Raw genomic sequence first — 24,694 nt, forward strand, 5'->3', positions numbered from 1 at the left:
TTTTTATTACTTAAAACCATCAATCGTGTAGTTTGTCATTCCTAGGAATGACAAAAACTATGCGCATTATCCGCCAATCGCAATCATACTGCGGTTATCAAAATGTAATGCTGGATCATCCATTTCAGAAACGGTAACCATTCCGGCTCTTACTTTCTTTTTATTTTTAATTGAATCTGAAATTAAATTCGTGATCGACTCGCCATTTCTAAAAGGCGTAAGCAAATCGGTTTCTGCATTCGAGAAAAGGCAATTTTTAATTTTGCCGTTTGCCGTCAAGCGGATTCTGTTGCAGCCGTCACAAAACGGGTTTGTGATTGAACTTATGATTCCGAAATTACCTTGAAAACCTTTTATTTTATAAGTTCTTGCTGTAAAGTTTTCTTCGTCTTCTAGTTTTTGTATTTTATCAGATGAAAAAGTATTTTCGACTTGAAACAATATTTCGTTTTGAGAAACCATTTTGCTTCTGTCCCACTCGTTTCCGGCAAAAGGCATAAACTCGATAAAACGAATTGAAATGGGCAAAAACTGCGTTAACTTGACAAAATCTAAAATTTCATTTTCATTAAAGCCTTTAATCAAAACCACATTTACTTTTACCTCAAAATCATTATTTAAAAGCAAATGAAGATTGTCGATAACCTTTTGAAACTGATCTCTAAGTGTTACAGTATGGAATTTAGACGAAACGAGAGTATCTAGACTCAAATTGATTTTTTTGATTTTAAATTGCTTTAAAACAGCAATATGACGATCAATTAAAATTCCGTTTGTAGTAATGGAAACCGAAACTTCAAGAGAAGCTAATTTCGAAATAATTTCCGGAAAATCTTTTCGGAGTAAAGGTTCTCCGCCAGTCAATCTGATTTTATCTACTCCATTTTCTACGAAAGTCCGGGCGATACTAAAAATTTCCTCAGCAGTCATTAAACTGGCTTTAGGAGACAATGCGATTCCGTCAGCAGGCATGCAATACGTACAACGCAGATTGCATTTTTCTAACAGCGAAATACGCAAATAATTGTGTTTTCGCCCAAGATCATCCGTCAAAATGGTTTTAGAGGCTGTCATGATTTTTTCCTTTTAAAATATGAAAAACGTGCATCACATGCGGAAAAACGGCATCCATAGATTCTCTGGCTCCGTTTGTTGATCCTGGCAAAGCCAAAACCAAACTTTTTCCTAATGTTCCTGCAATGCTTCTTGATAACATAGCGTACGGCATTCTCTGCTGTCCATAATTTCGAATTGCTTCTTCAATTCCTGGAATTCTGCTTTCTAATAATGGCGACAAAGCTTCGGGCGTAACGTCTCTTGGTGATAATCCAGTTCCTCCGGTAAATATCACCAGCTGGTGCTCTTTGGCGAAAGCCTTAGCTCTTTCCTGAATACTATTAATTTCATCAGGAATAATTTCGTAATGCGCCGTTTCAACCCCGTACGAATTTAATTTTTCAACGATAATTTTTCCTGAACGATCTTCTTTTTCTCCAGCAAAAATTGAATCAGAACAAACAAAAACTGCTGCTTTTATTGTAGTTGGAAATTTATTTTTAAAAGACGATTTCCCTCCTTCTTTAGTAATTAATTTAATCGTTGCAATTTCGATTTCTTTATCAATAGGTTTCAGCATATCATACATTGTCAATGCAACAATAGATGCGCCGTGCATCGCTTCAACCTCAACTCCGGTTTTATAAACCGTTTTTACATTGAAAATAATATGAATTTCTAAACCTTCAATTTTATATTCTACCGATGTAAATTCAATTGGAATCGGATGACAATCCGGAATTGACAAATGTGTGTTTTTTACCGCAAATAATCCGGCTGTTTTTGCCATTTCGAACACGTTTCCTTTCGGAACTAAATTATTTACAACAGCATCAATCGTTTCTTGTTTGCTGACTTTGACGATTGCGGTTGCAGTTGCAGTTCTTAATGTGCTTATTTTATGCGTAATATCTACCATTTTATTTTGTTAGGTATTTTGTTTCCAAGTGAATGTATCGTTTTCAAACATTTCTTTTCCAAAAATCGGCACATCAGTTTTAATCCAGTTTACTATGGCTTCTGTTGCTTCATAAACTTGTTTTCTGCGTGTTGCCGAAACAAATACGAACAAACAAATTTCGCCCGCTTTCACAACACCTAAACTGTGATAAATGTGCATGCAGGTTAAGTCGAATTTAGCAAAAGCTTTTTCTCGAATCGCGTGCAAAGCTTCATTTGCCATATCCGTATAAGCAGAATAATCAATCGCGACAACGGTATTATCGTGAATCACATCTGCGCGAACTTGTCCTAAAAAAATATTATGCGTACCAATTGTGTGTTTCGATTGATGTTTAGCAATCGATTCGGCTATAAATTCAGGAGCAATTGCTCCTTCTACAAATACATTTTTACTCATTTTTTATTTTATTCGAAAAAATTATGAATTATTGCTCTTTTGCAGATTTTGCAAAAGTTAATCTCTGAATTCTTTACATTATCAATCTGATCGATCTGCGAGAGAAATAAAAATCTTTTATTTTTTAAATCTACTGTTCGATTTTTATTTCTTCCTTTAAAAATTGCTTCAGTTTTAAAACCCCGCCAGCAATACTTTTTACATTTTTAAATTGATGTTTCTGAAGCAATTCTACTGCGGTTTTACTTCTAATTCCAGATTGGCAAAAAACGTAAATTGTTTGGTTTGTATTCAGTTTTTCAATTTCGTTTTCTAGATTCATCAACGGAATCTGAATACCATTTTTGAAATTTACTTTTGGAAATTCATCTTCGTTTCTAACATCTAAAAAGAGAACTTCATCAGCATCAATTTCATTTAAAACAGCTTCTGAAGAAATTTCTTGAACATGATTTTTATCACTATTATATTTCTTCTGAAATTCAATTTCATTCATTTCAAAAGCCTGATTCTTATCAAAGTCATACTTTTGCTGCTCATTATTTAAAATATTATAAACCAGTATTTTACCATTCAACACCTCTCCTATTTCTAGAATCATTTTTATAACTTCATTTGCCTGAAGCATTCCTATAATTCCAACCGAAATTCCGATTACTCCTGCATCTTCACAGTTTAATACCTTGTTATTTTCTTCTGGATACAAACATCTATAGGTAGGTCCGTCTTGATAATTAAAAACTGAAACTTGACCTTGAAATCTAAAAATAGATCCGTAGACCATTGGCTTTTTTGCAATTAAACAAGCATCATTTATTAAATATTTTATGGAAAGATTATCTGTCGCATCAACAATAATATCATAGTTTTCAAATAACGAAATGGCATTTTTTCCTGATAGTTTTTCTGCAATTGCATTAACTTTAATTCCTGGATTGAATTCCGAAATCATTGCTTTGGCTTCTTCAACCTTATATTTTCCAACAGCCGAAGTTTTATAAATTACTTGTCGCTGCAAGTTTGAAAGTTCGATAACATCATGATCAACAATCCCTATTTCGCCAACTCCAGCAGCAGCTAAATAAGGTAAAACAGCAGCACCTAAACCGCCTGCACCAATTATCAAAACTTTGGCTTTAGCTAATTTACGCTGGCCATCCTCTCCTATTTCAGGAAGTATAATTTGTCTGTTATATCGAGTTGATGCATTCATATAATTGATTTTATCCTCCAGCAAACGGAGGCAACAACGCAACAACATCGCTATTTTGCAAAGTGTAATTCGTTGCTTTTGGCACTATTTTTTGGTTTACTGCAACGCTGAAAGCAAGCGAATCAAATTGGTATTTTTTATCTAAATCCTGCAATAATTCGTGCAATGAAACTTCAGAAAAAGAAATCTTTTCGAAAGCACATTTTGTCTTTTCAGCGACAGCTCCAAAATATTTAACTTCAATCATTATTCTAAATTTAAATTCTGGAAAATAAATTCATCATCAAAATGTTCTTGAAAATAAGAAGTAAGTTTTGAAGTATTTTTTACTACTTCGCCAATCACAATAATAGCTGGCGACGAGACTTTATTTTTGATTACTAAATTACCAATTGAATTGATAGTTCCAACTACTTTTTTCTCGTTATTTTTTGTTCCGTTTTGAATAATTGCAATTGGCAGATCATCTGTTCGGTTTTCTTTATAAATAGAAATTATTTCCTCTAATTTATGCATTCCCATCAAAATAACAACCGTTGCTGCCGATTTTGAAGCCAAATGTACATCTTTTGACAATTCGTGATTTGAGGTTGTTCCGGTTATTACCCAAAAACTCTCAGCAATCTGGCGCTGTGTCAAACTTATTCCAACTGCTGCCGGAACACCTAATGCTGATGAAATTCCGGGAACAATGGCAGTTTCTAGACCAAATTTTTCAACATATTCTATTTCTTCGCTTCCTCTGCCAAAAATAAAAGGATCGCCTCCTTTTAAGCGTACAACGTGTCCGTAACAATGTGCCATCGAAACAATCAATTCGTTAATCTGGCCTTGTGTATAGGCATGACAACCTAAACGTTTGCCTACAAAAACTATTTCAGCATTGGCAGCATATTGCAATAATTCTTCATTTACTAGCGCATCATACAAAACTACATCGGCACTTTCTAAAGCTTTTATCGCTTTTAAAGTTATCAATTCAGCGTCGCCAGGACCTGCGCCTACAATGGTTAATTTTGGTGTTTTTGAATCTCGCATAGCTTTTAACTTAAATTGATATTAAGGTCATTTAACTCGTCGGCCGAATTAATATTTGTTAAATGAAAGTTTTCACTTTCATCAATATTGATGATTTGATGCGGCATATTTGCTATTAAATTCATCATTTTTAAATCGTCTTTATCAATGGCGCTTTTGATAACAGGCAATATTTTTTTAGAATAAATTCCAATTAAGGGATGCAATCTGCTTTCTGAAGCAAAAACGGTAATGAGTGCTTCTTCATTATGTTTTGAAATTAATTCGGCTAATAATTCGGTTGAAATCAACGGAATATCACAGCTCAAAATCAAATTAAAATCGGTTTCAGAGTGTAACAAAGCAGTGTAAATTCCGCCAAGCGGCCCTTTATCTGCAATACTATCTGGTATCTTTTGATACGGCAGATAATCGTATTCTTTCGTTGCCGTAATGAGTTTTATTTGATCTGTAATAGGCAAAATCGCCTGAATAATATGTTCAATAAAAGGCTTTTCCTGAAACAGCACTAATCCTTTTTCTGACTGCATTCTGGAACTTTTTCCTCCACATAGAATAAATACTGTTAGTGTTTCCATGATTTTTTTGTTTCAGGTTTCAGGTTTCAGGTTTCATGTTTTTGCCAATCTTGTCTTTTAACACATGTGTTTAATATTTTTAAGGAAAAATCAATTTGATACTTGCCATTAAAATCACGGCTCCCAAAACCATTTTTAAAGTTTTATTGGAGAAATAACCGCTTCCGTAAAATCCTCCTAAAACGCCGCCGATTACTGCAATCGGAACTAAATAAAAGCTTTCAATCGGAATTGTTTTTCCTCCCAAAAAGAAACCCAGCATTCCTGCAGTTGAATTCACAAAAATGAATAAACTCGAAACCGCCGCCGATTCTTTTACAGTAGCCCATCCTAAAAACAATAAAATTGGACTTAAAATAATACCTCCGCCAATGCCTAACATTCCAGATAATAAACCAATTGCAAAACCAATCGCCAAAGCAAAAGGCAAATTAATTTTTACTGCTTCTTTTTCTTTAAAATTGAATATTCCGAACAATCTCAGTGCTGCAAAAACCAATACGAGCCCTAAAATGATTTTATAAATTGTATTATCTAATGTCACAAATCCGCCAATAAAAGCCGCCGGAACCGAAGCAATTGCAAACGGATAAAACAGCTTTGGCTTAAAATAATTCATTCTGTAATAAAAGAAAAACGAAATACTCGAAACAAATAAATTCAACAGCAACGCCGATGGTTTCATAATTGCAACCGGAAAAGCAAAAATGGTCATCAAAGCCAAATAACCAGATGCTCCTCCATGCCCGACACTTGAATATAAAAACGCAATTATAATTAATGCGAAGCTGAATAATATTATATTTTCTGAACTGAGTAACTGCATTTTTTTGGTATTGTTTTTTTTTGTTTTAAGTTTTAAGTTTCAAGTTTTAAGTTTCAGGTTTCAAGTTTCAGGTTTCAAGTTTCAGGTTTCAAGTTTCATGTTTCAAGTTTAAAGTTTCAGGTTTCAAGTTTCAGGTTTCAAGTTTGTGCTGTGTGTTTAACATACGATATGTTTACTTTTTACTTTTTACTTTTTACTTTTTACTTTTTACTTTTTACTCTTTACTTTTTACTCTTTACTCTTTACTCTTTACTCTTTACTCTTTACTCTTTACTCTTTACTCTTTACTCTTTAATCTTTAATCTTTACTCTTTAATCTTTACTCTTAAAATCTCTTATCCAATCGGCATCAAAGTCACTAATTCTCCTTCTTTTAAAGATTCAATATCATCAGGAACAATTAACAAGCTGTTGGCTATTGCAAAGGTATTCAGCATTGATGAAGCTTGGCCTTCTAAAACAGTGACATTTGTTTCATCGTATAATGCTTTTAAAAATAATGTTTTTCCGGTTGTGTTGCTGATGTCTGCATTTAATTTTCTGACCAATTTTGGCAGATGTATTGCTGCAAAACCCATTCGGTTTTTAATCGCGGGATATACATAAATATAAAAATTAGTCAGCGATGATGCCGGATTTCCCGGTAAAGCAAAGACTAAAGTTTCATTTTTAGATCCGAAAAACATTGGTTTTCCGGGTTTTTGATTGATTTTATAAAATAGCTCTTCGACACCATTATCCAGCAAAGCGTCTTTTACAAAATCATAATCTCCAACAGAAATACCGCCAGAAATTAAAACAATATCGTATTTATCTAAAATATTTTTTAAAGCCTTTTTAGTGGCTTTAAGATTGTCTTTTACTTTATAAACCTTTGTTTTCTTTATTCCAATTGTTTGAAGTGCAGCTTGAAGCATTACTGAATTGCTTTCGTAAATTTTGCCTTTCGGTAATTTTTTTCCAGGTTTTACCAATTCGTTTCCTGTTACTAAAATAGCCACTTTTGGCTTTTTATATACTTCTATCTCTGTAATTCCTAAGCAGGCTAAAAAGCCAATTGCTGCAGGAGTAATTAAAGTATTAGCTTCAAAAACTACATCATCTTTTGCAATTTGTTCTCCTTTAACGCGAACATTCGTAAACTGCGCTGGCATATTGGTAATCAAAATCGATTTTTCGTTTGCCATTACATGTTCCTGCATCACAACTGTATCGGCATTTTTAGGAACAAAAGCTCCTGTAAAAATGCGTACCGCTTCATTTTCTTTGAGTTTTATATCTGAATGATCACCAGCCTGAGAAATACTTACGACGTCATACTGATGTTTTTCACTGTGGATAAAAGCATAACCATCCATAGCAGATTGACGGAAAGGAGGCATATCGATTGGAGAATATAAGGTTTCGGCCAGAACATATCCAATTGCTTTATGCAACGGAATTTTTTGCACTGGCATATTAGAACTGCTGGATGCTACAATCGCTAAAGCTTCGCTAACTTTTATCATTTTAAAGAATATAAAACTAAGTATTAATACTTATTACAAATATAAGTATTAATCCATAGGATGAATAAAAAATTTAAATTTATTTTAATATCTATAAAATTACTCTAATTTATTCAAAATCAACTTCAAAAACAGATCTACTTTCATCTAAAAAACTGCTCTACAATATCAAACTAACTTTTTTCTGACGTTTTCAATTCTATTTTTTTGATTTATAGGAAGTTAAAAATCTAAAAAATAAGTATAAAATACTACATTTCTCACTATTCAATATTAAAAAAATTAACATTTGTTCGGGTTTAAAAAATACTTCAAAACATTGATAATAAATTACTTAGAAACATAAATTACTTTACTTTTTAATCTTATTTTCTTTTTCTTTAAAAAAAAATAAAGTTTTTTTTGGTTTTTATTATATTAAAATTAACTTTGTCTATAGGATTAGTAGAGTTTAAAATAATATTTAAAATCATAAAGAATTATATTTTGAAAACAACCGAAAGCATATCGTATTTAAATCTTCAAAAAAAATATACTTATAACAACTTATGTTATATGTGCTTCTGTTGCTAAACCCTACAGCAATTTTTTTCGTTTAGAATCGGTTTTCTCTTTTACATAAATCGAAATCAACAAACGAACATCTAAAAAATTCATTACCAATTATACTTTATCGAAATTTCCAAAAGTCTATTTAATGCATGCATTTGCCTTGAAGAGATCTTTGAAACAATAGCTATAAATTCCAAAAAAAAATAATTAACAACTAAACAAAACTAAAATGAAAAATATGCAAAGCTGTTGCTGTAAATAAAAAAAGCCATTTCTGCGGCAACAGAAATGGCGAGGCTTAAAGAAAATTTATCACTAAATCAAGGAAACAATTAGAGAGTTGAAAAATCAACTTTCAAGGCGCCTTGTCAATTATTTAAACCAGTACAAAGAAATGAAAAAAAATTTTAAAATATACTCATTACTATTTCTCCTGCTCCTGACGGCAGGAATTAATGCCCAAAATACAACGCCACTTATTCAATCTAAACTTGACGGAACAGTTGTCGATGACGTTACAAATCAACCCATTATAGGCGCTTCAGTTGTAATTAAAGGAACAACTCACGGCGTACAGACTGATGCAGAAGGAAAATTTTATTTTCAAACCGGACAGAAATTTCCTTATACTTTGATTGTAAGTTACATTGGATATAAAAAAGCCGAAGTAATTGTAGAAAAAAATCCAATTACAATTAGTCTAAAAGAGGAACGCCAAGAATTAGATGAATTGGTAGTTGTGGGTTACGGTTCTCAAAAGAGAAAAGACATTACAGGTTCTGTAGCTTCGGTTCCAAAAGCAAATCTCTCTCAAGTAACCTCATCGGCAGATAACCTTTTAAGAGGTGCTATTCCGGGTGTGGTAGTTACACAAAGTTCAGGCCGTCCTGGCGCATCTTCAAGCGTACGTATTAGAGGAGGAAACTCAATTACAGCAGGTAATGAACCGCTTTATGTAGTTGACGGAATCTTAATTTACAACGACAATAACAATAGTACAGCCGGTGTTTCTTTCTCTGGTGCTACTGTCAATGTATTGTCGACTATAAATCCTGGCGACATCGAATCTATTGAAGTTTTAAAAGATGCTTCTGCAACTGCAATTTACGGATCTCGTGGCGCAAATGGTGTTGTTATTATTACAACTAAAAAAGGAACAAAAGGCCAGGATAATATTTCGTATCAAGGTTATTTTGGTTTTCAAAATGTTTCTAAAAAATTACATTTGATGAATGCAAGCCAATGGGCAAGTTTGCGCAATGATGTTCAGGCGAGTATTGGTCAGGCTCCCTCTTTTTCAGCAGCACAAATTGAAGCTTTCAAAACATCAGGAAGTTACGACTGGCAATCTGCTGCGTTTAGAACGGCAGCTCCGGTTCAAAACCACCAATTGTCATTTTCTGGAGGCGACGAAAGATCTCGATATGCAGTTTCTGCAGGATATTTTGATCAGGAAGGAATTGTTTTGGGATCTGACTTTAAAAGAATATCGCTTCGTATTAATTATGAAAAAAATTATTCTCAGAATTTCAAATTTGGTGTAAACGCTAATTACAGCAATTCAATCTCAAATGGTGTAGGAACTAACGGAAGCGGAGGAAGAACCCCAAATCCTTTAGTAAGTGCTGTATTGACTGCACCGGTTGTTCCGATTAAAAATGCTGACGGAAGCTATAATGTAACGAATAATATCTACGCAACTTCTGTTAACGGTTATGTTCCAAATCCGATTAATGATTTAGAAAATACCACCAACGAAACCAAGATCAACAGAATCTTAACCAGTTTATTTGGTGAATATAAAATCACTAAAAAACTTACTGCGAAAGTGGCGGTAAGCGGTGACGTAATCAATACAAAACAAAACTATTATGCGCCTGCAAACACAACAAATGGTGCGGGTACAAAAGGTCTTGCTTCTGTTGGAGATCGATTGGTAAGTTCTGTACTGAATGAAAACACATTGAATTACAATACTAACTTTGGCGAAAACCATAAATTCTCTGCCTTAGGCGGTTATACTCTTCAATACACGCAAGGCGAAGTGGTGAATGCCGGTTCAAACACTTTTGTTAATGATGCCAATACGTACAATGCTTTACAGGATGGTGTTGCAGTAAAACCCTATAGTGATGCTTTTGAAAGTGTCTTAAAATCATGGCTGGCAAGAGTTAACTACTCTTATAAAGGAAAATACAACTTTACACTTTCTGCACGTGCAGATGGTTCTTCAAGATTTGGATCTGAATCACTTTGGGGGTATTTCCCTTCGGCAGGTTTTTCTTGGAATATTACGGATGAAGAATTTGCTGATAACATCAAAGGCGTAACCGAAGCTAAACTTAGAATTACCGCTGGAACAACAGGAAATCAGGAAATTGGAAATTATCTTTCATTAGCCTCAATGGGATCTGTAAATTATGCTTTTGGAGGAACCTTATACACAGGACTAGCTCCCACCCGCCTTGCAAACCCAGATTTGAAATGGGAAAAAACCGATCAATATAATGTTGGTTTAGACTTATCATTATTAGACAGAAAAATCAATTTTGTCTTTGATGTGTATTACAAAAAAACAAACGATTTGCTAATCAGCGTTCCAGTGCCGCTTACTTCAGGATATGCGACTGTATTGCAGAATATTGGAGGTGTTGAAAATAAAGGTATTGAAGTTGGTTTAACTACTGAAAACGTAAAAACAGAAACTTTTTCTTGGAACTCAAACATTGTATTTTCTGCCAACAGAAATAAAGTAGTTTCTATTGGAAATGGGGTTGATCAGTTTTTTCCTGTAGTGCCAAACGGTTCTTTATTACAGCAACAGCCTGTTACAGTAAAAGTAGGATTGCCTTTAGGAACTTTCTGGGGATACAGAACAAACGGAATTTTCCAGACTCAGGAAGAAGTAAATACACAGCCAAAAATAAACAGTCTTGCAAATACAAAAGTGGGAGACAGAAAATATGTTGACACAAATGGAGACGGTATTATTTCAGCCCTTGACAAAGGAAATCTTGGAAGCTCTCAACCAAAATTTGTTGGAAGTTTCAGCAACACAATTTCATATCAGGATTTTGATTTGAATTTTTCTTTCCAAGGATCTTACGGAGGAAAAATATTCAACGCTTTAAATCAGCAATTAGAAATTTCTACACTTGGAACCAATGCTAATGTTACATTAGAAGATCGCTGGACGCCAACAAATCCAAGCAATGAGGTTCCCAGAGCTACAAGTTCTCCATTAGGAATTGTTTCTGAGCGTTATGTAGAAGATGCTTCTTTCCTAAGATTAAAATTAATCACGCTTGGTTACACTTTACCAAAAAGTGTTTCTAAAAAATTGGGAACAAAAAGCGTGAAATTTTATGTTTCTGCAGAAAATCTAATCACATGGACAAAATACACTGGTTATGATCCAGAGGTAAGTTCATACGAACAAAACAACTTGTATCCCGGGATTGATTTTGGTTCTTATCCAAACTCAAAAACATTCATCTCTGGCTTGAACGTAACTTTCTAAGTAAAAAAATATAAAATGAAAAAGATTATCATAATATTCCTTTTAAGTGCCGGACTCTTTGTATCGTGCACCGACCTTGAGGTAACACCAACCTCTTTTGTAACCGAAGAAAACTTCTTTAAAACACAAGATGATGCTATTGCAAGTGTAACTGCAGTTTATAACTCCTTAAGCCTTGATCCGGGAGAGCAAAGTTTATTTGGCAGAAATCTTTATTTCCTGACAGACATGGGATCTGATTATGCTGCTGCTGGAGTTTCTGCAACAAATCCTCAGGTACGAGCAATGAGCGCATTAACACATGATGCTACTAATGATCGCGTTCAGGTTGCCTGGAGACAAATTTACGCTGGAATCAACAGAGCCAATGTTGCTATAGACAATATTCCAAAAGCAGCAGGAACTGATGCTGTAAAAAGCAGATTGATTCTTGAAGCAAAATTCATCAGAGCATTGCTTTATTTTCAGGCCGTTCGACTTTGGGGCGGTGTGCCAATTGTTTTGCACGAACCAACTTCTATTCAATTAGAAAATTTAAAATCAAAAAGAGCAACTGTAGATGAAGTTTATACTCAAATTATTAGTGATTTAAATGATGCCGAAGCTTTGCCTGCAACTTACACTGCAGCCGATGCTGGCCGTGCTACTTCTGGAGCAGCAAAAGCTATTTTAGCAAAAGTATATTTGACCAGAAAGGATTACCCAAATGCTATTTTAAAAGCAAGACAAGTAATTAACGGAGGTTACGGATATGCTTTATTCGAAAGTTTTCAGGACATTTTTACAAAAACTAAGAAGAACGGAAAAGAGCACATTTTCTCTGTTCAGTTTGAGCCTAATCAAGCCGGAAACGGATCAAGCGGTAGTACTTTTCAATCTACTTCTTTTACAGGATTTACGGCTACAGAGCCAGCAGATATTATCTCAGACGTGGCCTTGTTTTATGACATTTATGCTCCCGGAGATACAAGAAGAGATGTGAGTTATGCCAAACAACTGCTTAATCCAACAACTGGAACGTTATATACCTTTCCGAAACCAATTTTCAAAAAGTATCTGGATTTAACCAATCTGGCAACTCCAGGAAACGTAGCAATCAACTTTCCAATTATTCGCTATGCAGACATTTTATTGTCTTTGGCGGAAGCCATAAACGAACAAGGTGCACCAACTCCTGAAGCTTATGAAGTGATTAATCAAGTAAGAAGAAGAGCTTTTGGCAAAGCCATTACAACTCCAGATCCAACTGTAGACTTAGCGGGTTTAACGCAAGCTGGTTTTAGAGCTGCAATTCAGGAAGAACGCAAAAAAGAATTTGTTCAAGAAGGACAAAGGTGGTTCGATTTAGTGCGTTGGGGAACTTTGGTTACAGAAGTGAAAAAAGTCACGGCTAAAAATTCTGTTTCAGAAAGAAATAATTTATATCCGATTCCACAAAGTGAAAGAAATATTGATCCAGTAGGTTTACCACAAAACCCTGGATATTAACAACAACCACACCCAAAAAACTATTGAATTATGAAAAATTTTAAAAATAACAGTACCATCAAAAGTCCGCAAAAAGGGCTTTTGATTACTGCGCTGTTAATTGCGCAGTTCGGCTTTAGCCAAAATAAACCTGAAGAATTTAAAGGTGTTGTCGGTAAAACTTTAGCCGATTCTAAAGAATATTGGCCAGAACCGGTAAAAGCGCCTAAAGGTGCACCCAATGTAATTTGGATTTTATTAGATGATGTCGGATTTGGAGCTTCAAGTGCTTTTGGGGGTTTAATTCAAACTCCAACTTTTGATCAATTGGCTAATAATGGTTTACGTTACACCAACTTTCATACAACTGCAATTTGTGCTCCTACGCGCGCTGCTTTATTGACCGGAAGAAATTCAGGAAGAGTTCATGTAAGCGGGTTTTCACACACCATTTTATCAGCAGGTTTTCCAGGCTGGGACGGCAGAATTCCATCGGATAAAGGAACTATCGCAGAGATTTTACGTGAAAACGGATACAACACTTTTGCTGTTGGTAAATATGGAGTTACACCAGACGAAGATGCTACAGATGCGGGTCCGTTTGACAGATGGCCAACCGGAAAAGGTTTTGATCATTTCTACGGATTCTTAGGTTCTCAAACGGATCAATATAATCCTGATTTAGTTGAAGATCAAGTTCACGTAAAACCTGACGGACGCCACTTAAATGAATTAATTACAGACAAAGCAATAAGCTATATTCAGAAACAGCAAAAAGCCGCGCCAGGAAAACCATTCTTTTTGTACTACGCGCCGGGAGCAGCACACGCACCACATCAAGTAGCCACAAAATGGAGTGATCCGTATAAAGGAAAATTTGACAAAGGATGGGATGCTTATCGTGAAGAAGTTATTGCGAACCAAAAGAAATTGGGCGTAATTCCTGCGAATGCGGTTTTGCCAGAACGCAACCCGCTGATTACAGATTGGAAAAAACTGACTCCAGATCAAAAGAAGGTCTATGCTCGATTTATGGAAGTTTACGCAGGATTTTTGACTTATACCGATTACGAAATTGGAAGAGTGGTTACTTATTTAAAAGAAACAAATCAATTAGACAATACTGTTATTTTTCTAGCAATTGGTGACAATGGAGCCAGCAAAGAAGGAACTACAGAGGGAACTATCAATCAAAGTTTGTTTTCTCAAGGAACATCTGACGACGAAAATTTGAAGAAAAACCTAGCTAACATTGATGAAATTGGAACGCCAAAAGGCTTAAATACAAATTATCCTTTAGGCTGGGCGCAGGCAACAAATGTCCCTTTTAAAAACTGGAAACAAGATGCACAATCTGAAGGAGGAACACACAATCCGCTGATCGTTTTTTACCCAAACGGAATTAAAGAAAAAGGGGGTATCAGAAATCAATACAGCCATGTAACGGACTTACTTCCAACAACTTTGGATATTGTAGGAGTTAAAGCTCCAGAATATATTAAAAATGTAAAACAGGATATTATTCAAGGCTCATCTTTATATAGTTCTCTGGCTGATGCAAAAGCCGAATCACTGCATAAAGTTCAATATTACTACATTTTTGGCAACAGAGCAATTTATAAAGATGGATGGAAAGCCGGAGCAGCGCATTTACCAGATTCATTTGCTGTAAAAAAAGCTTTTGGGAAAAACGAAAAACCTGCAGAAAGCAATTTTGATGCAGATATTTGGGAATTGTACAACCTCAACGAAGATTTTAACGAGCGTAACAATTTGGCCGCAAAATATCCAGAAAAATTAGCAGAGCTTAAAAAACTGTTTGATGAACAAGCTAAAGAAAACAACGTTTATCCGTTAATCGACTGGCAAGATGTCTATAACAGAAGAATACACAATACAGGAGCTGATAAAGGAAAAACGCTGCAAGATTTGGCTAAGCAAGTTACTAAACCAGCAAGCACCAATTAAAAATAAAGAATCCTAACAAATTAATTAAAAAAATAAAAATAAAATTCTACTAAATCTATAGAATTAGAAGTTAATTATTTATTTTTACAATAACATATTTAAAATCAAAAAGATATGAAACGAGTAGACTATGAAATTATAGGAAAAAAAATAATCGTTGGTGCGATCGTTTTTTTAGTTCCGTTAGTCATATTAGCGGGAGGTTTAGCATTAATTAATCAATTTTTAAAATAAGAAATCATGGCAATAGTTCAAAAAGAAAAACTGACAAGAGATTTACTAATTAGTCTTTTTATATATTCTTTGCCGGTGGTGGCAATTTTCCTTTACTTTAAATTAAGCAATAATTTGGTAAGCGAATCACATATTTCATTACCAGCGTTTTTAGAATTTGCAAAACCCGCTTTTGAGCACATAAGAACTTGGGGATTAACCGTTTTTATGCTGGTTTTAGGCGTGATCGAATTTACAGCAGGTTTATACGATGACGAATGGACAGGCGAAGAACGCAAGATAGACATCATTTGTTTCTTGGCTCCAAAATTGCTTTTACCGCCAGTAATCGCTTTTTTCAGCTTAACTGCTTTGCCTTATTTAGTTCCTAATTTGGCTAATGCACTTTCTTGGGTTCCGTTTTGGGGAGGCTTTTTCCTAATCGCAATTGCCGACGATTTAACGCAATATTGGTATCATAGGCTTCACCATCAAGTTCCGTTTTTGTGGCGTTTTCACAGAACGCATCACTCGGCTCCATATATGGGAATGGCGATGGCTTCTAGACAAAACTTTATTTATACAGTTTTCTTTTCTCAAATTTATTTGACTGCCACTTTAACTTATTTAGGTTTAGGATTGCCGGCTTTATTTGTTTTGGTTATCAAAAGTTTCATCACTTTAGGAGCGCATTCAAGTATCGCGTGGGATAAACCATTTTACAAATACAGAGTGCTGCACCCAATTGCATGGGTTTTAGAGCGTTTAATTTCTACTCCAGCTACGCATCACGCGCATCATGCAGATACGAGCGGCGACGGTGTTGGGCATTTCAAAGGAAACTTCGGAAACATGTTTTTCATTTGGGACGTAATCTTCGGAACAGGTTTAATTACCAGAAAATTTCCAGAATCTTACGGAACAAAATCATACAAACAAGAAGAATGGTATGCACAATTTTTGTGGCCAATATTCAAATCTAAAAAAGAAGGAAGTGCATTGGCCGAAGGTGTATTGTCGCTTCCGCTAAAAGCAAAAGCTGAAATTATCGAATCGAGTCCTGTTTATTATGAACAGGCTCAATCTTAAAATAAAAATAAAATAAAGACAGGCAGTGTATTCTAATTAAAGTGAATACACTGCCACTTTTATTCAAATTATACCATTATGAAAAATAAAATACTCAAAAAAAGCATCACAGCCTTGATTTTGCTTTTCACTTTTATAAGTTTTTCTCAAGAAAAAAGTTCTAGCGTAGTTTTGTTAGATGCCTTTTATGCAAAAATTAAAGCTCAAAAAAATCCACAGATAATTGATGCAAGAGGTCCTGAAGAATTTGCATTAAACCATATTGAAGGTGCTTTAAATTTTAATACCAAATCAGATAATTTCGAAAAAGCTGTAGCGTCTTTAAATCCATCAGAACCGGTATTTATTTATTCTATTGCCGCTTACAGAAGTGGTCTTTTATCAACTGAATTATCTAAAAAAGGTTTTTCTGAAGTCTATATTTTAGACGGAGGTATCGCAAGCTGGATTGGCGGCGGAAAACCATTTTATACCAATTTAAAAAGTAAATTATCAATTGCAGAATACAAAAAAATAATTGCTGAGAATAATTACGTTTTGGTAGACATTGGTTCAAAATACTGCGCTACCTGCAAAACGGTAAAACCAATTTTAGAAGATATCAGAGCTCAATATGGAGAGAAATTAAAAATCATTCAAATTGAGTTAGAAGAAAGTCCGCAAGTCATAGCCGACTTAAAAACGGTGAAGGTCTTCCCTACTTTGATATTTTATCAAAATGGCAAAATTATCTTCAAAAAAGATGGCTTAGGCGATTTAAAAAACGATGTTGATGTGGCTTTAGCACATAATTAATTTTAAAACATAAAAAAAAGATTAAACAGCCACTTTTTAAAATCTATGGTTCTATGTGTTTAAAAATTAGACACAAACTAAGACTATTCATTACCTCAATAAAAACAAAATCTATGGCTTTATCCAAAACAAAAAAGATTGTTTTTTCAATAGTTATTGTTCTTTTTATAATAGCTGTTTTTCTTTTCTGGCCAATCAATACAGATGGAACATTGATTAAACCAAATCAAAAATTAGCCGAAGGAAAAGCAACATTTCTAGCGCAAAAGGATACTTCAAAAACCAAAAAAAAGCCAAATATTATCATTCTGCTAGCTGATGATTTAGGAAAATATGACATTTCGTTATACGGTGGAAAATCGACTCCCACTCCTCAAATTGATTCTTTGGCTGATTCTGGAGTAACTTTTACAGATGGTTATGTTTCAGCTTCCATTTGTTCGCCATCACGCGCGGGTTTGCTTACTGGCCGTTATCAGGAACGTTTTGGGCATGAGTTTCAGCCAGGCGATCGTTACCCAAAAAACAATTTAGAATATTATGCTTTTAAATATTTAATTAATACCAATAATTGGCGATTAAATGACAAAATCGAATATCCAAATGAAGCGTCTATAGCCACACAAGGTTTGCCTCAATCGGAAATTACTTTTGCTGACTTGGCTAAAAAACAAGGTTACAGCACGGCAATTATAGGAAAATGGCATTTGGGTCACAATAAAGGATTTTTTCCTTTAGATCGCGGTTTCGATTATCATTACGGATTTTATCAAGCCTTTTCGCTTTACACGCCAGAAGATGATAATCCCGATATTATCAATCACCATCATAAAGATTTTACAGATAAAATGATTTGGGGAAATGGCCGTGTGGGAATTGGTCAAATTCGCCGCGATACCACCATCGTACATAATAAAGCCTATCTAACCGAAACATTTGCTGACGAAGCAGAAGCTTTTATTGATAAAAATAAAGACAAACCTTTTTTATTGTATGTTCCTTTTAATGCGCCACACACGCCTTTTCAAGTTCGTAAAAAATATTACGATCGTTTTCCGAATGTAAAAGATGAAAACAAACGCGTTTATTTTGCCATGATCAGTGCGCTTGATGATGCAATTGGAAGAATCAGAGCAAAAGTTAAAAGAGAAGGTTTAGAAGAAAATACCTTAATTGTTTTTGCCAGCGACAATGGTGGCGCCGATTATACTTTTGCAACAACAAACGCACCGTTAAAAGGTGGTAAATTTTCTCATTTTGAAGGCGGTGTAAATGTTCCGTTTGCACTTTCGTGGAAGGGAAAAATCAAGCCACATACTGTTTACAAATGGCCAGTAAGTACTTTAGATATTTTTAGCACCATTGCAGCAGTTACCCATTCTGGTTTACCAAAAGACCGCGTTTATGACGGCGTAGATTTGATCAGCACTGTAAACAATAATACAGAAGCACACAAAACTTTATACTGGCGTTCAGGCGATGCAAAAGCCATTAGAAGCGGTGATTGGAAATTGATTATCAGTGGAAAAACGCATCAAGAATGGCTTTACAATCTGGCAGAAGATAAATCGGAATCTACAGATTTAGCCCTAAAAAATCCAGAGAAAGTAAAAGAATTGCATGTTGCCCTGCAAAACTGGGAAAAAGGTCTTATAAAACCTTTATGGCCTAATTTAACGCATTATGAATTTGATTTTGGCAAACAAAAATACTTTGTCGATTTGTAAATAGATGTTCTGCAAGGTTTTGAAAACCTTATAGGACTAATTATTAAAGTGCTTTATTTAATAAAACTAACACCTGCAAGGTTTTGAAAACCTTGCAGGAAATAAACATACAATGTCAACTCAACCAAAACAATTTAATATTCACGAAGACTGGACGGTGGTAATTCTCGGGTTTTTAATCATCGGAATTTCGCTATTTGTATTTCTACCTGACGTTCCCGTTTTCAGCTGGTCGAATAGTACTGATTTAAAAACGAAAGTCTTTGCTTATCAAAACCTTAAAATCCTTTTAATTCAATTTTTATATCTGATTTCGATTGGAACTATAGGCGCTTTTTTAATTGGAAAATCGGTTAAATATTTTCTTTTTACTTTTCCAATAGTGTATTTTTTAATGCTGATTGCACTTATTCTGGCTGGAAATTTAGCTGTAAAATCTATTAATTTAGAAGCCGTTATTTTTAGTTTGATAATTGGTTTAGCGATTGGCAATTTCTTCAAACTTCCGGAATGGTTTCGCGCCGCACTTTCTACAGAAGTATTTGTAAAAATCGGATTGGTTTTATTGGGAACAAGTGTGATTTTTTCTGATATTCTAAAAGCAGGTTCTTTAGGATTAATTCAGGCTTTAATTGTTGTTCTATCCGTTTGGTATTTTGCTTTTTGGCTTTGCCGAAAATTAAAGGTCGACGACGAATTAACGATGATGATTTCTAGTGCTGTTTCTATTTGCGGTGTTTCTGCTGCGATTGCCACTTCTGGCGCAATAAAAGGCGATTCGAAAAAATTATCTTATGTAATTTCGATTGTTTTGGTAACGGCAATCCCAATGATGATTTTCATGCCGATGATTGCCAAGTACTTTAATTTTCCTGAAGAAGTAACTGGCGCTTGGCTCGGAGGAAGTATCGACACCTCTGGCGCCGTTGTGGCTTCTGGAACTTTGGTTGGAGAAACAGCTTTGAAAATTAGTACCATTGTTAAATTTTCTCAAAATGTTTTGTTAGGAATTGCCGCTTTTGCCATCTCCGTTTATTGGACATATACGCACAACAAATCAGCTGAAGCAGTGGAATCAAAACCAACTTTAAGCGTTATTTGGGAACGTTTTCCAAAATTCGTTATCGGATTTATTGGTGCTTCCTTAATTTTCTCCTTTTTAATTACTCCAGAAGTTCGAGATTCTGTAAAAGACAGTTTAAAGAATTTGCAGGGTATATGGTTTGCACTTGCCTTCACTAGCATTGGTTTAGAAACTAACTTTAAAGATTTACTTCAAAACAACAGCAGAAAACCATTATTTGCTTTTTTAATTGCACAGCTGTTTAATGTTATTGTGACTTTGATTATTGCTTTTTTACTTTTTGGATAAAACATTTTGCCACGAATTTTAACTATTTTAAAAATATCAAAATCAATATGAAATATCAAAACATTTTAGAAACTATAGGAAACACGCCTCACATCAGATTAAACAAACTTTTTAAATCGCATGAGGTTTGGATTAAATTAGAAAAATCAAATCCAGGATCCAGCATCAAAGATCGAATTGCTTTGGCCATGATTGAAGATGCAGAGAAAAAAGGACTTATAAATGAAGAAACCACTATTATAGAGCCAACTTCGGGAAATACAGGAATTGGGCTCTCACTAGTCGCCGCAGTTAAAGGTTATAAAGTTATTGTGGTAATGCCAGAATCGATGAGCATTGAACGAAGAAGAATTTTGAATGCTTATGGTGCTGAGTTTGTTTTGACGCCAAGAGAAAAAGGAACTTCTGGAGCAGTAGAAAGAGCCAAAGAATTGACAGCAACTATTAAAAATTCGTTTTTGCCATCGCAATTTACAAATCAGGCAAATGTTGAAATTCATGAAAAAACTACTGCTTTAGAAATTTTAGCAGATTTTCCAGATGGCATTGATTACTTGATAACTGGCGTCGGAACTGGCGGGCATATTACTGGAGTTTCAAAAATTTTAAAACAGCATTTTCCGAATCTTAAAACATTTGCTGTAGAACCTGCTCTGTCTCCTGTTTTAAGTGGTGGTTTGCCGGCGCCTCATCCTTTTCAGGGAATTGGTGCAGGATTTATTCCAGAAGTTTTTAATCGTGAATATGTAGATCAAATTATAACGGTTGATAAAAATGAATCGTACAATTTTACAAAAAGAATAGCCAAGGAAGAAGGCATTTTTGCTGGAATTTCGACCGGAGCAGCTCTTTCTGCCATTGCAAAAAAATTAAAGGATATTCCAGAAAATTCGGTAATTCTTACTTTTAATTACGATACAGGAGAAAGATATTTATCCGTAGATGAATTATTTGACTAGATGTAATAAAATAATTTTACAAAAAAATAACCTGAAAGAAAATGAAGATCAAAAACAATAACAGTATTTATGAAATGTATTGCAGTAATTAAATTATGAATAATAATTACTTTTTTGATATTTTAAGTAATTACAGCCAAAAGCGATTGTTTTCCCGAACAATCGTTTTCTGGTTTTTTAATAAATACATATTCCGGAAAATTTAATTTAAAATCACAAAACATCGTAATTATATAACTAAAATTGTTAAATCAGCACAATTAATAAGAACAATCAAGTTTATAATTAAATAATACACAATAAAAACACTTAATTATTATAAATAATCCCATTATTCAATATCAATGTTGCAAATAATACAAAAGTGCTCAATTGTGTTATATTTATTGTTAACAAACACTTAAAACTTAACAATAATTTAAGATATTTGGAAAACACTAACCAAAACGTGATAACACATGAAAATTAATTCTAAGAGTTTTTTGGTAATGTTATTTGTATTATTTATTCAATTAACAATTGCGCAAGAAATTAAAGTAACTGGAATAGTTGCAGACAAAAGAGGGCTTCCGATACCTGGAGCAAATATTATTGTAAAAGAAACAAAACAAAGTACACAAACTGGTTTTGATGGTGAATTTTCAATTGATGCAAAAAGTGGCCAGCTGTTAGTAATTTCATACTTAGGAATGAAAACAATAGAAATTCCAGCAAGAGCTTCAATGACGATTACTCTTGAAGAGTCATCAAACGAACTAGAAGCTGTTTTAGTTGTTGGATATGGAACACAAACTAAAAGAAAATCAACAGATAATATTGCCCGAGTAACTGCAAAAGATATTCAGCAAGTTCCCGTTGCCAACGTACAAAATGCTTTAGTTGGTAAATTAGCCGGGGTTCAAATTACACAAACAAATGGTAAAGTTGATGGAGGAATGAACATTAGAGTTAGAGGAGCTGCAAGTATTAGTGCAGGAACTCAGCCTTTATATGTTTTAGATGGAATTCCGTTAGTTACTTCAAACGAATCTACTAATGGTGCGCCAACAAACCCTTTAATTACACTAAGTCCTAATGAGATTGAATCGATAGATGTCTTAAAAGATGCTTCTTCAGCTGCTATTTATGGAGCGAGAGGTGCAAACGGAGTTGTAATTATCACTACGAAAAAAGGTAAAGACGGAAAAGGAACTTTCTCTCTTAACATGTCTCAAGGTGTCAGCGAAGCTACTCATAAAAAGAAATGGCTTAACGCAGATCAATATATTGACTTATTTACAGAAGCTTCTATCAACGGAACTGGTGATGCTGCAGAGGCAGAAAGCACTTTCGATTTTCTTGCTCAGGGAACTGACTGGAGAAATAGAGCTGTAAATACAGATTGGCAAGATCAAGCTTTTCAAACTGGTCTAGCAACAGATGTAGATTTTTCTGCTTCTGGAGGCGATGCAAAAACAAAATATTTCTTTTCTGGTGCTTATAATAATACTACTGGTATTATTGACAGCAATGAATTGGAAAGAATTACAGCAAGAACAAATGTATCGCACAAAGTTTCTGATAAATTCAATATCGGAATGAATTTAAGCTTTTCAAGATCGGTAATCGATCGTGTTCAAGATGACAACTCTTTTACTACACCACTTCAGGCTGTTGCACAATCGCCATTATCTCCTGCTCGTTTAGAGGACGGAACTGCTAATCCAAATACACTATATGCCAACTATTTGTTAGCGGCTGATAATTCTTTTTGGAAAACGGTTATGAGAAGAGTTACAGGTAAAGTTTTTGCAGAATACCAAATTATACCTTCTTTAAAAATCAATTCAGACTTTTCATACGACCTTTTATCTCAAACAGAAGATTACTGGCAAGGTAAAAATGCTCCATTTATGGCAACAGATGGTGAAGTATATGCAACTTCTGTAAACAATGAAACCTATATCTGGAGTAACTACCTTACATACGACAAAGTGTTTGCTGAAAAACACAGCGTTAATGCCGTTGCGGGTATGGAATTCAACAAATATGGCCGTAGATTCCAATCTGTTACAAGTATTTATTTCCCAGATGATTCTTTCCAGACAATTGATGGCGGAGCAGAAGTTAATGCCGGTGCTGGAAATGAAACAAACTACACTTTTGTGTCTCAATTTGGCAGATTAAATTATTCTTACGACAATAAATATTTGTTTAAAGCAAGTATTCGTCGTGACGGTTCTTCTCGTTTTGGAAAAAATGAGCGTTTCGGAATTTTCCCAGCGTTTTCTGCTGGTTGGATTCTTTCAGAAGAAAGTTTCCTAAAAGACAACAAAACTTTATCTTTCTTAAAATTAAAAGGAAGCTGGGGTAAGTTAGGAAATGCTGAAATTGGTAACTTTGCATCACGTCAGTTATACGGCGCTGATCCTTACAATCTAAAATCAGGGCTTACTTTTGATCAGGCTGGAAATGACAATTTAACTTGGGAAAAATCAACTCAAGTAGACTTTGGTGTAGAATTCGGTTTGTTTGACCGTATCAGCATCGAAGCAGATTATTATGACAAAACTACTGATGGTTTATTGTTTGCTGTTCCTTTAGCAATTAGCTCTGGAGCTACAACAATTAATCAAAATATCGGTAAAGTAAAAAGCAGCGGTTTTGAGTTTACAGTAAATACTAGAAACGTTGACAATGAAAACTTTAAATGGAATACTAGTTTTAATATAACAACTAACAAATCTGAAGTTTTATCAATGCCAAATGGCCAAGATATTGTTTCTACTTTCACTATTAATAGAGTTGGAGAAAATATTTCATCTTTCTATTTAATTGAATATGCTGGAGTTGATCCTGCTAACGGAGATGCTTTATATTATAAAAACACAGTAAATGCTGATGGAACATTAGACAAATCAACAACTAATGATTACAGCGAAGCTAAAAGAACTATTGTTGGAAATCCGTTCCCTGAGTTAATGGCTGGCTTGACAAATACAATAAATTATAAAGGAATTGATTTTTCATTTACCTTTCAAGGAGAATGGGGAGCAAGTATTTATAACTCTGCTGGAAAATACCAATCAGCAGCAGCAGATTATTTTGATAACCAAACTACTGATCAGTTAAACCGCTGGCAAAATCCTGGTGATATCACAAATGTACCGCAAGCGAGATTATACGGAAGCAACGGAACAGGTGAATCTACAAGATACCTTGACAAAGCTGATTTTATTCGTTTAAGAAACCTTACAGTAGGATATACACTGCCGAAAACTACATTAAAAAATGCTGGAATTAGCAGTGTTCGTTTTTATGCAACTGGTGTCAACCTTTTAACCTTTACAAATTACAACGGTTATGATCCTGAAGCCAGAAGAGATGATACGGGAATCGGAGAAGAATTCTACTCTGCTCCTCCTGCTAGAACAGTTGCTTTAGGTGTAAATATTAATTTTTAAAAATGACACA

At 34.5% G+C, this 24,694-nt stretch carries 18 protein-coding genes; 9 read left to right on the forward strand and 9 right to left on the reverse strand.

Annotation, left to right across the window (positions count from 1 at the left end):
• Positions 1–66: 66 nt before the first annotated feature.
• The 9 genes from moaA to glp all read right to left on the reverse strand — a co-directional run bounded on the left by moaA (position 67) and on the right by glp (position 7,579).
• Positions 67–1,074, reverse strand: a complete 1,008-nt coding sequence (gene moaA / locus IRZ83_RS12450) for a GTP 3',8-cyclase MoaA (protein ID WP_194569176.1) — start codon at positions 1,072–1,074, stop codon at positions 67–69.
• Positions 1,061–1,975, reverse strand: a complete 915-nt coding sequence (moaCB, locus tag IRZ83_RS12455; protein WP_194569178.1) for a bifunctional molybdenum cofactor biosynthesis protein MoaC/MoaB — start codon at positions 1,973–1,975, stop codon at positions 1,061–1,063. Before moaCB ends, moaA begins: the two co-directional genes overlap by 14 nt.
• A gap of 9 nt (positions 1,976–1,984) precedes the next feature.
• A complete protein-coding gene (locus IRZ83_RS12460; RefSeq protein WP_194569180.1) occupies positions 1,985–2,416 on the reverse strand; it encodes a molybdenum cofactor biosynthesis protein MoaE in 432 nt (143 codons plus the stop codon).
• Between the two features lie 130 nt (positions 2,417–2,546).
• Entirely contained in the window at positions 2,547–3,629 is a 1,083-nt protein-coding gene (gene moeB / locus IRZ83_RS12465; protein WP_194569182.1) for a HesA/MoeB/ThiF family protein, read from the reverse strand.
• A 10-nt stretch (positions 3,630–3,639) separates the two neighbouring features.
• The gene (locus IRZ83_RS12470; protein WP_029273024.1) at positions 3,640–3,876 is read right to left on the reverse strand and encodes a MoaD/ThiS family protein; all 237 of its coding nucleotides are present in this window, start codon (positions 3,874–3,876) and stop codon (positions 3,640–3,642) included.
• The gene (gene cobA / locus IRZ83_RS12475; RefSeq protein WP_194569184.1) at positions 3,876–4,667 is read right to left on the reverse strand and encodes a uroporphyrinogen-III C-methyltransferase; all 792 of its coding nucleotides are present in this window, start codon (positions 4,665–4,667) and stop codon (positions 3,876–3,878) included. The genes IRZ83_RS12470 and cobA overlap by 1 nt, the downstream gene beginning before the upstream one ends.
• Positions 4,668–4,672: 5 nt before the next feature.
• Complete coding sequence (locus IRZ83_RS12480; protein WP_194569186.1) at positions 4,673–5,245, reverse strand: molybdenum cofactor guanylyltransferase; 573 nt, start codon at positions 5,243–5,245, stop codon at positions 4,673–4,675.
• A 79-nt stretch (positions 5,246–5,324) separates the two neighbouring features.
• Entirely contained in the window at positions 5,325–6,071 is a 747-nt protein-coding gene (locus IRZ83_RS12485) for a sulfite exporter TauE/SafE family protein (protein ID WP_194569188.1), read from the reverse strand.
• Between the two features lie 335 nt (positions 6,072–6,406).
• Positions 6,407–7,579, reverse strand: coding sequence for a gephyrin-like molybdotransferase Glp (gene glp, locus IRZ83_RS12490; protein ID WP_194569190.1), 1,173 nt, complete (start codon positions 7,577–7,579; stop codon positions 6,407–6,409).
• Positions 7,580–8,525: 946 nt separating this feature from the next.
• Here glp and IRZ83_RS12495 point away from each other — a divergent pair.
• From IRZ83_RS12495 to IRZ83_RS12535, 9 genes are all read left to right on the forward strand, one after another.
• A complete protein-coding gene (locus IRZ83_RS12495) occupies positions 8,526–11,651 on the forward strand; it encodes a SusC/RagA family TonB-linked outer membrane protein (protein WP_194569192.1) in 3,126 nt (1,041 codons plus the stop codon).
• 15 nt (positions 11,652–11,666) lie between these two features.
• Positions 11,667–13,139 carry a RagB/SusD family nutrient uptake outer membrane protein gene (locus tag IRZ83_RS12500; RefSeq protein WP_194569194.1) on the forward strand — a complete coding sequence of 491 codons (1,473 nt, stop codon included), beginning with the start codon at positions 11,667–11,669 and terminating at the stop codon, positions 13,137–13,139.
• Positions 13,140–13,169: 30 nt separating this feature from the next.
• Positions 13,170–15,086: an arylsulfatase gene (locus IRZ83_RS12505; protein WP_194569196.1), complete on the forward strand. Its 1,917-nt coding sequence runs from the start codon at positions 13,170–13,172 to the stop codon at positions 15,084–15,086.
• A gap of 240 nt (positions 15,087–15,326) precedes the next feature.
• A complete protein-coding gene (locus IRZ83_RS12510; RefSeq protein ID WP_194569198.1) occupies positions 15,327–16,388 on the forward strand; it encodes a sterol desaturase family protein in 1,062 nt (353 codons plus the stop codon).
• A gap of 78 nt (positions 16,389–16,466) precedes the next feature.
• Positions 16,467–17,183: a rhodanese-like domain-containing protein gene (locus tag IRZ83_RS12515; protein ID WP_194569200.1), complete on the forward strand. Its 717-nt coding sequence runs from the start codon at positions 16,467–16,469 to the stop codon at positions 17,181–17,183.
• A gap of 113 nt (positions 17,184–17,296) precedes the next feature.
• Positions 17,297–18,910, forward strand: coding sequence for a sulfatase-like hydrolase/transferase (locus IRZ83_RS12520; protein WP_194569202.1), 1,614 nt, complete (start codon positions 17,297–17,299; stop codon positions 18,908–18,910).
• A 112-nt stretch (positions 18,911–19,022) separates the two neighbouring features.
• Positions 19,023–20,282: a YeiH family protein gene (locus IRZ83_RS12525; RefSeq protein WP_194569204.1), complete on the forward strand. Its 1,260-nt coding sequence runs from the start codon at positions 19,023–19,025 to the stop codon at positions 20,280–20,282.
• 47 nt (positions 20,283–20,329) lie between these two features.
• Positions 20,330–21,241 carry a cysteine synthase A gene (gene cysK / locus IRZ83_RS12530; RefSeq protein ID WP_029273012.1) on the forward strand — a complete coding sequence of 304 codons (912 nt, stop codon included), beginning with the start codon at positions 20,330–20,332 and terminating at the stop codon, positions 21,239–21,241.
• 458 nt (positions 21,242–21,699) lie between these two features.
• Positions 21,700–24,684: a SusC/RagA family TonB-linked outer membrane protein gene (locus IRZ83_RS12535; protein WP_029273011.1), complete on the forward strand. Its 2,985-nt coding sequence runs from the start codon at positions 21,700–21,702 to the stop codon at positions 24,682–24,684.
• Positions 24,685–24,694 lie beyond the last annotated feature (10 nt).

The sequence above is a fragment of the Flavobacterium sp. JLP genome (assembly GCF_015350755.1).
Lineage (GTDB): Bacteria > Bacteroidota > Bacteroidia > Flavobacteriales > Flavobacteriaceae > Flavobacterium.

What these genes read in the sequence shown, in the direction of transcription:
- IRZ83_RS12470 (WP_029273024.1), bottom strand. Translation starts at nt 3,876, where the DNA reads ATGATTGAAGTTAAATATTTTGGAGCTGTCGCTGAAAAGACAAAATGT.
- IRZ83_RS12510 (WP_194569198.1), top strand. Translation starts at nt 15,327, where the DNA reads ATGGCAATAGTTCAAAAAGAAAAACTGACAAGAGATTTACTAATTAGT.
- IRZ83_RS12485 (WP_194569188.1), bottom strand. Translation starts at nt 6,071, where the DNA reads ATGCAGTTACTCAGTTCAGAAAATATAATATTATTCAGCTTCGCATTA.
- IRZ83_RS12520 (WP_194569202.1), top strand. Translation starts at nt 17,297, where the DNA reads ATGGCTTTATCCAAAACAAAAAAGATTGTTTTTTCAATAGTTATTGTT.
- IRZ83_RS12460 (WP_194569180.1), bottom strand. Translation starts at nt 2,416, where the DNA reads ATGAGTAAAAATGTATTTGTAGAAGGAGCAATTGCTCCTGAATTTATA.
- IRZ83_RS12495 (WP_194569192.1), top strand. Translation starts at nt 8,526, where the DNA reads ATGAAAAAAAATTTTAAAATATACTCATTACTATTTCTCCTGCTCCTG.
- IRZ83_RS12505 (WP_194569196.1), top strand. Translation starts at nt 13,170, where the DNA reads ATGAAAAATTTTAAAAATAACAGTACCATCAAAAGTCCGCAAAAAGGG.
- cysK (WP_029273012.1), top strand. Translation starts at nt 20,330, where the DNA reads ATGAAATATCAAAACATTTTAGAAACTATAGGAAACACGCCTCACATC.
- cobA (WP_194569184.1), bottom strand. Translation starts at nt 4,667, where the DNA reads ATGCGAGATTCAAAAACACCAAAATTAACCATTGTAGGCGCAGGTCCT.
- IRZ83_RS12525 (WP_194569204.1), top strand. Translation starts at nt 19,023, where the DNA reads ATGTCAACTCAACCAAAACAATTTAATATTCACGAAGACTGGACGGTG.
- IRZ83_RS12500 (WP_194569194.1), top strand. Translation starts at nt 11,667, where the DNA reads ATGAAAAAGATTATCATAATATTCCTTTTAAGTGCCGGACTCTTTGTA.
- IRZ83_RS12535 (WP_029273011.1), top strand. Translation starts at nt 21,700, where the DNA reads ATGAAAATTAATTCTAAGAGTTTTTTGGTAATGTTATTTGTATTATTT.
- IRZ83_RS12480 (WP_194569186.1), bottom strand. Translation starts at nt 5,245, where the DNA reads ATGGAAACACTAACAGTATTTATTCTATGTGGAGGAAAAAGTTCCAGA.
- moaA (WP_194569176.1), bottom strand. Translation starts at nt 1,074, where the DNA reads ATGACAGCCTCTAAAACCATTTTGACGGATGATCTTGGGCGAAAACAC.
- glp (WP_194569190.1), bottom strand. Translation starts at nt 7,579, where the DNA reads ATGATAAAAGTTAGCGAAGCTTTAGCGATTGTAGCATCCAGCAGTTCT.
- moaCB (WP_194569178.1), bottom strand. Translation starts at nt 1,975, where the DNA reads ATGGTAGATATTACGCATAAAATAAGCACATTAAGAACTGCAACTGCA.
- IRZ83_RS12515 (WP_194569200.1), top strand. Translation starts at nt 16,467, where the DNA reads ATGAAAAATAAAATACTCAAAAAAAGCATCACAGCCTTGATTTTGCTT.
- moeB (WP_194569182.1), bottom strand. Translation starts at nt 3,629, where the DNA reads ATGAATGCATCAACTCGATATAACAGACAAATTATACTTCCTGAAATA.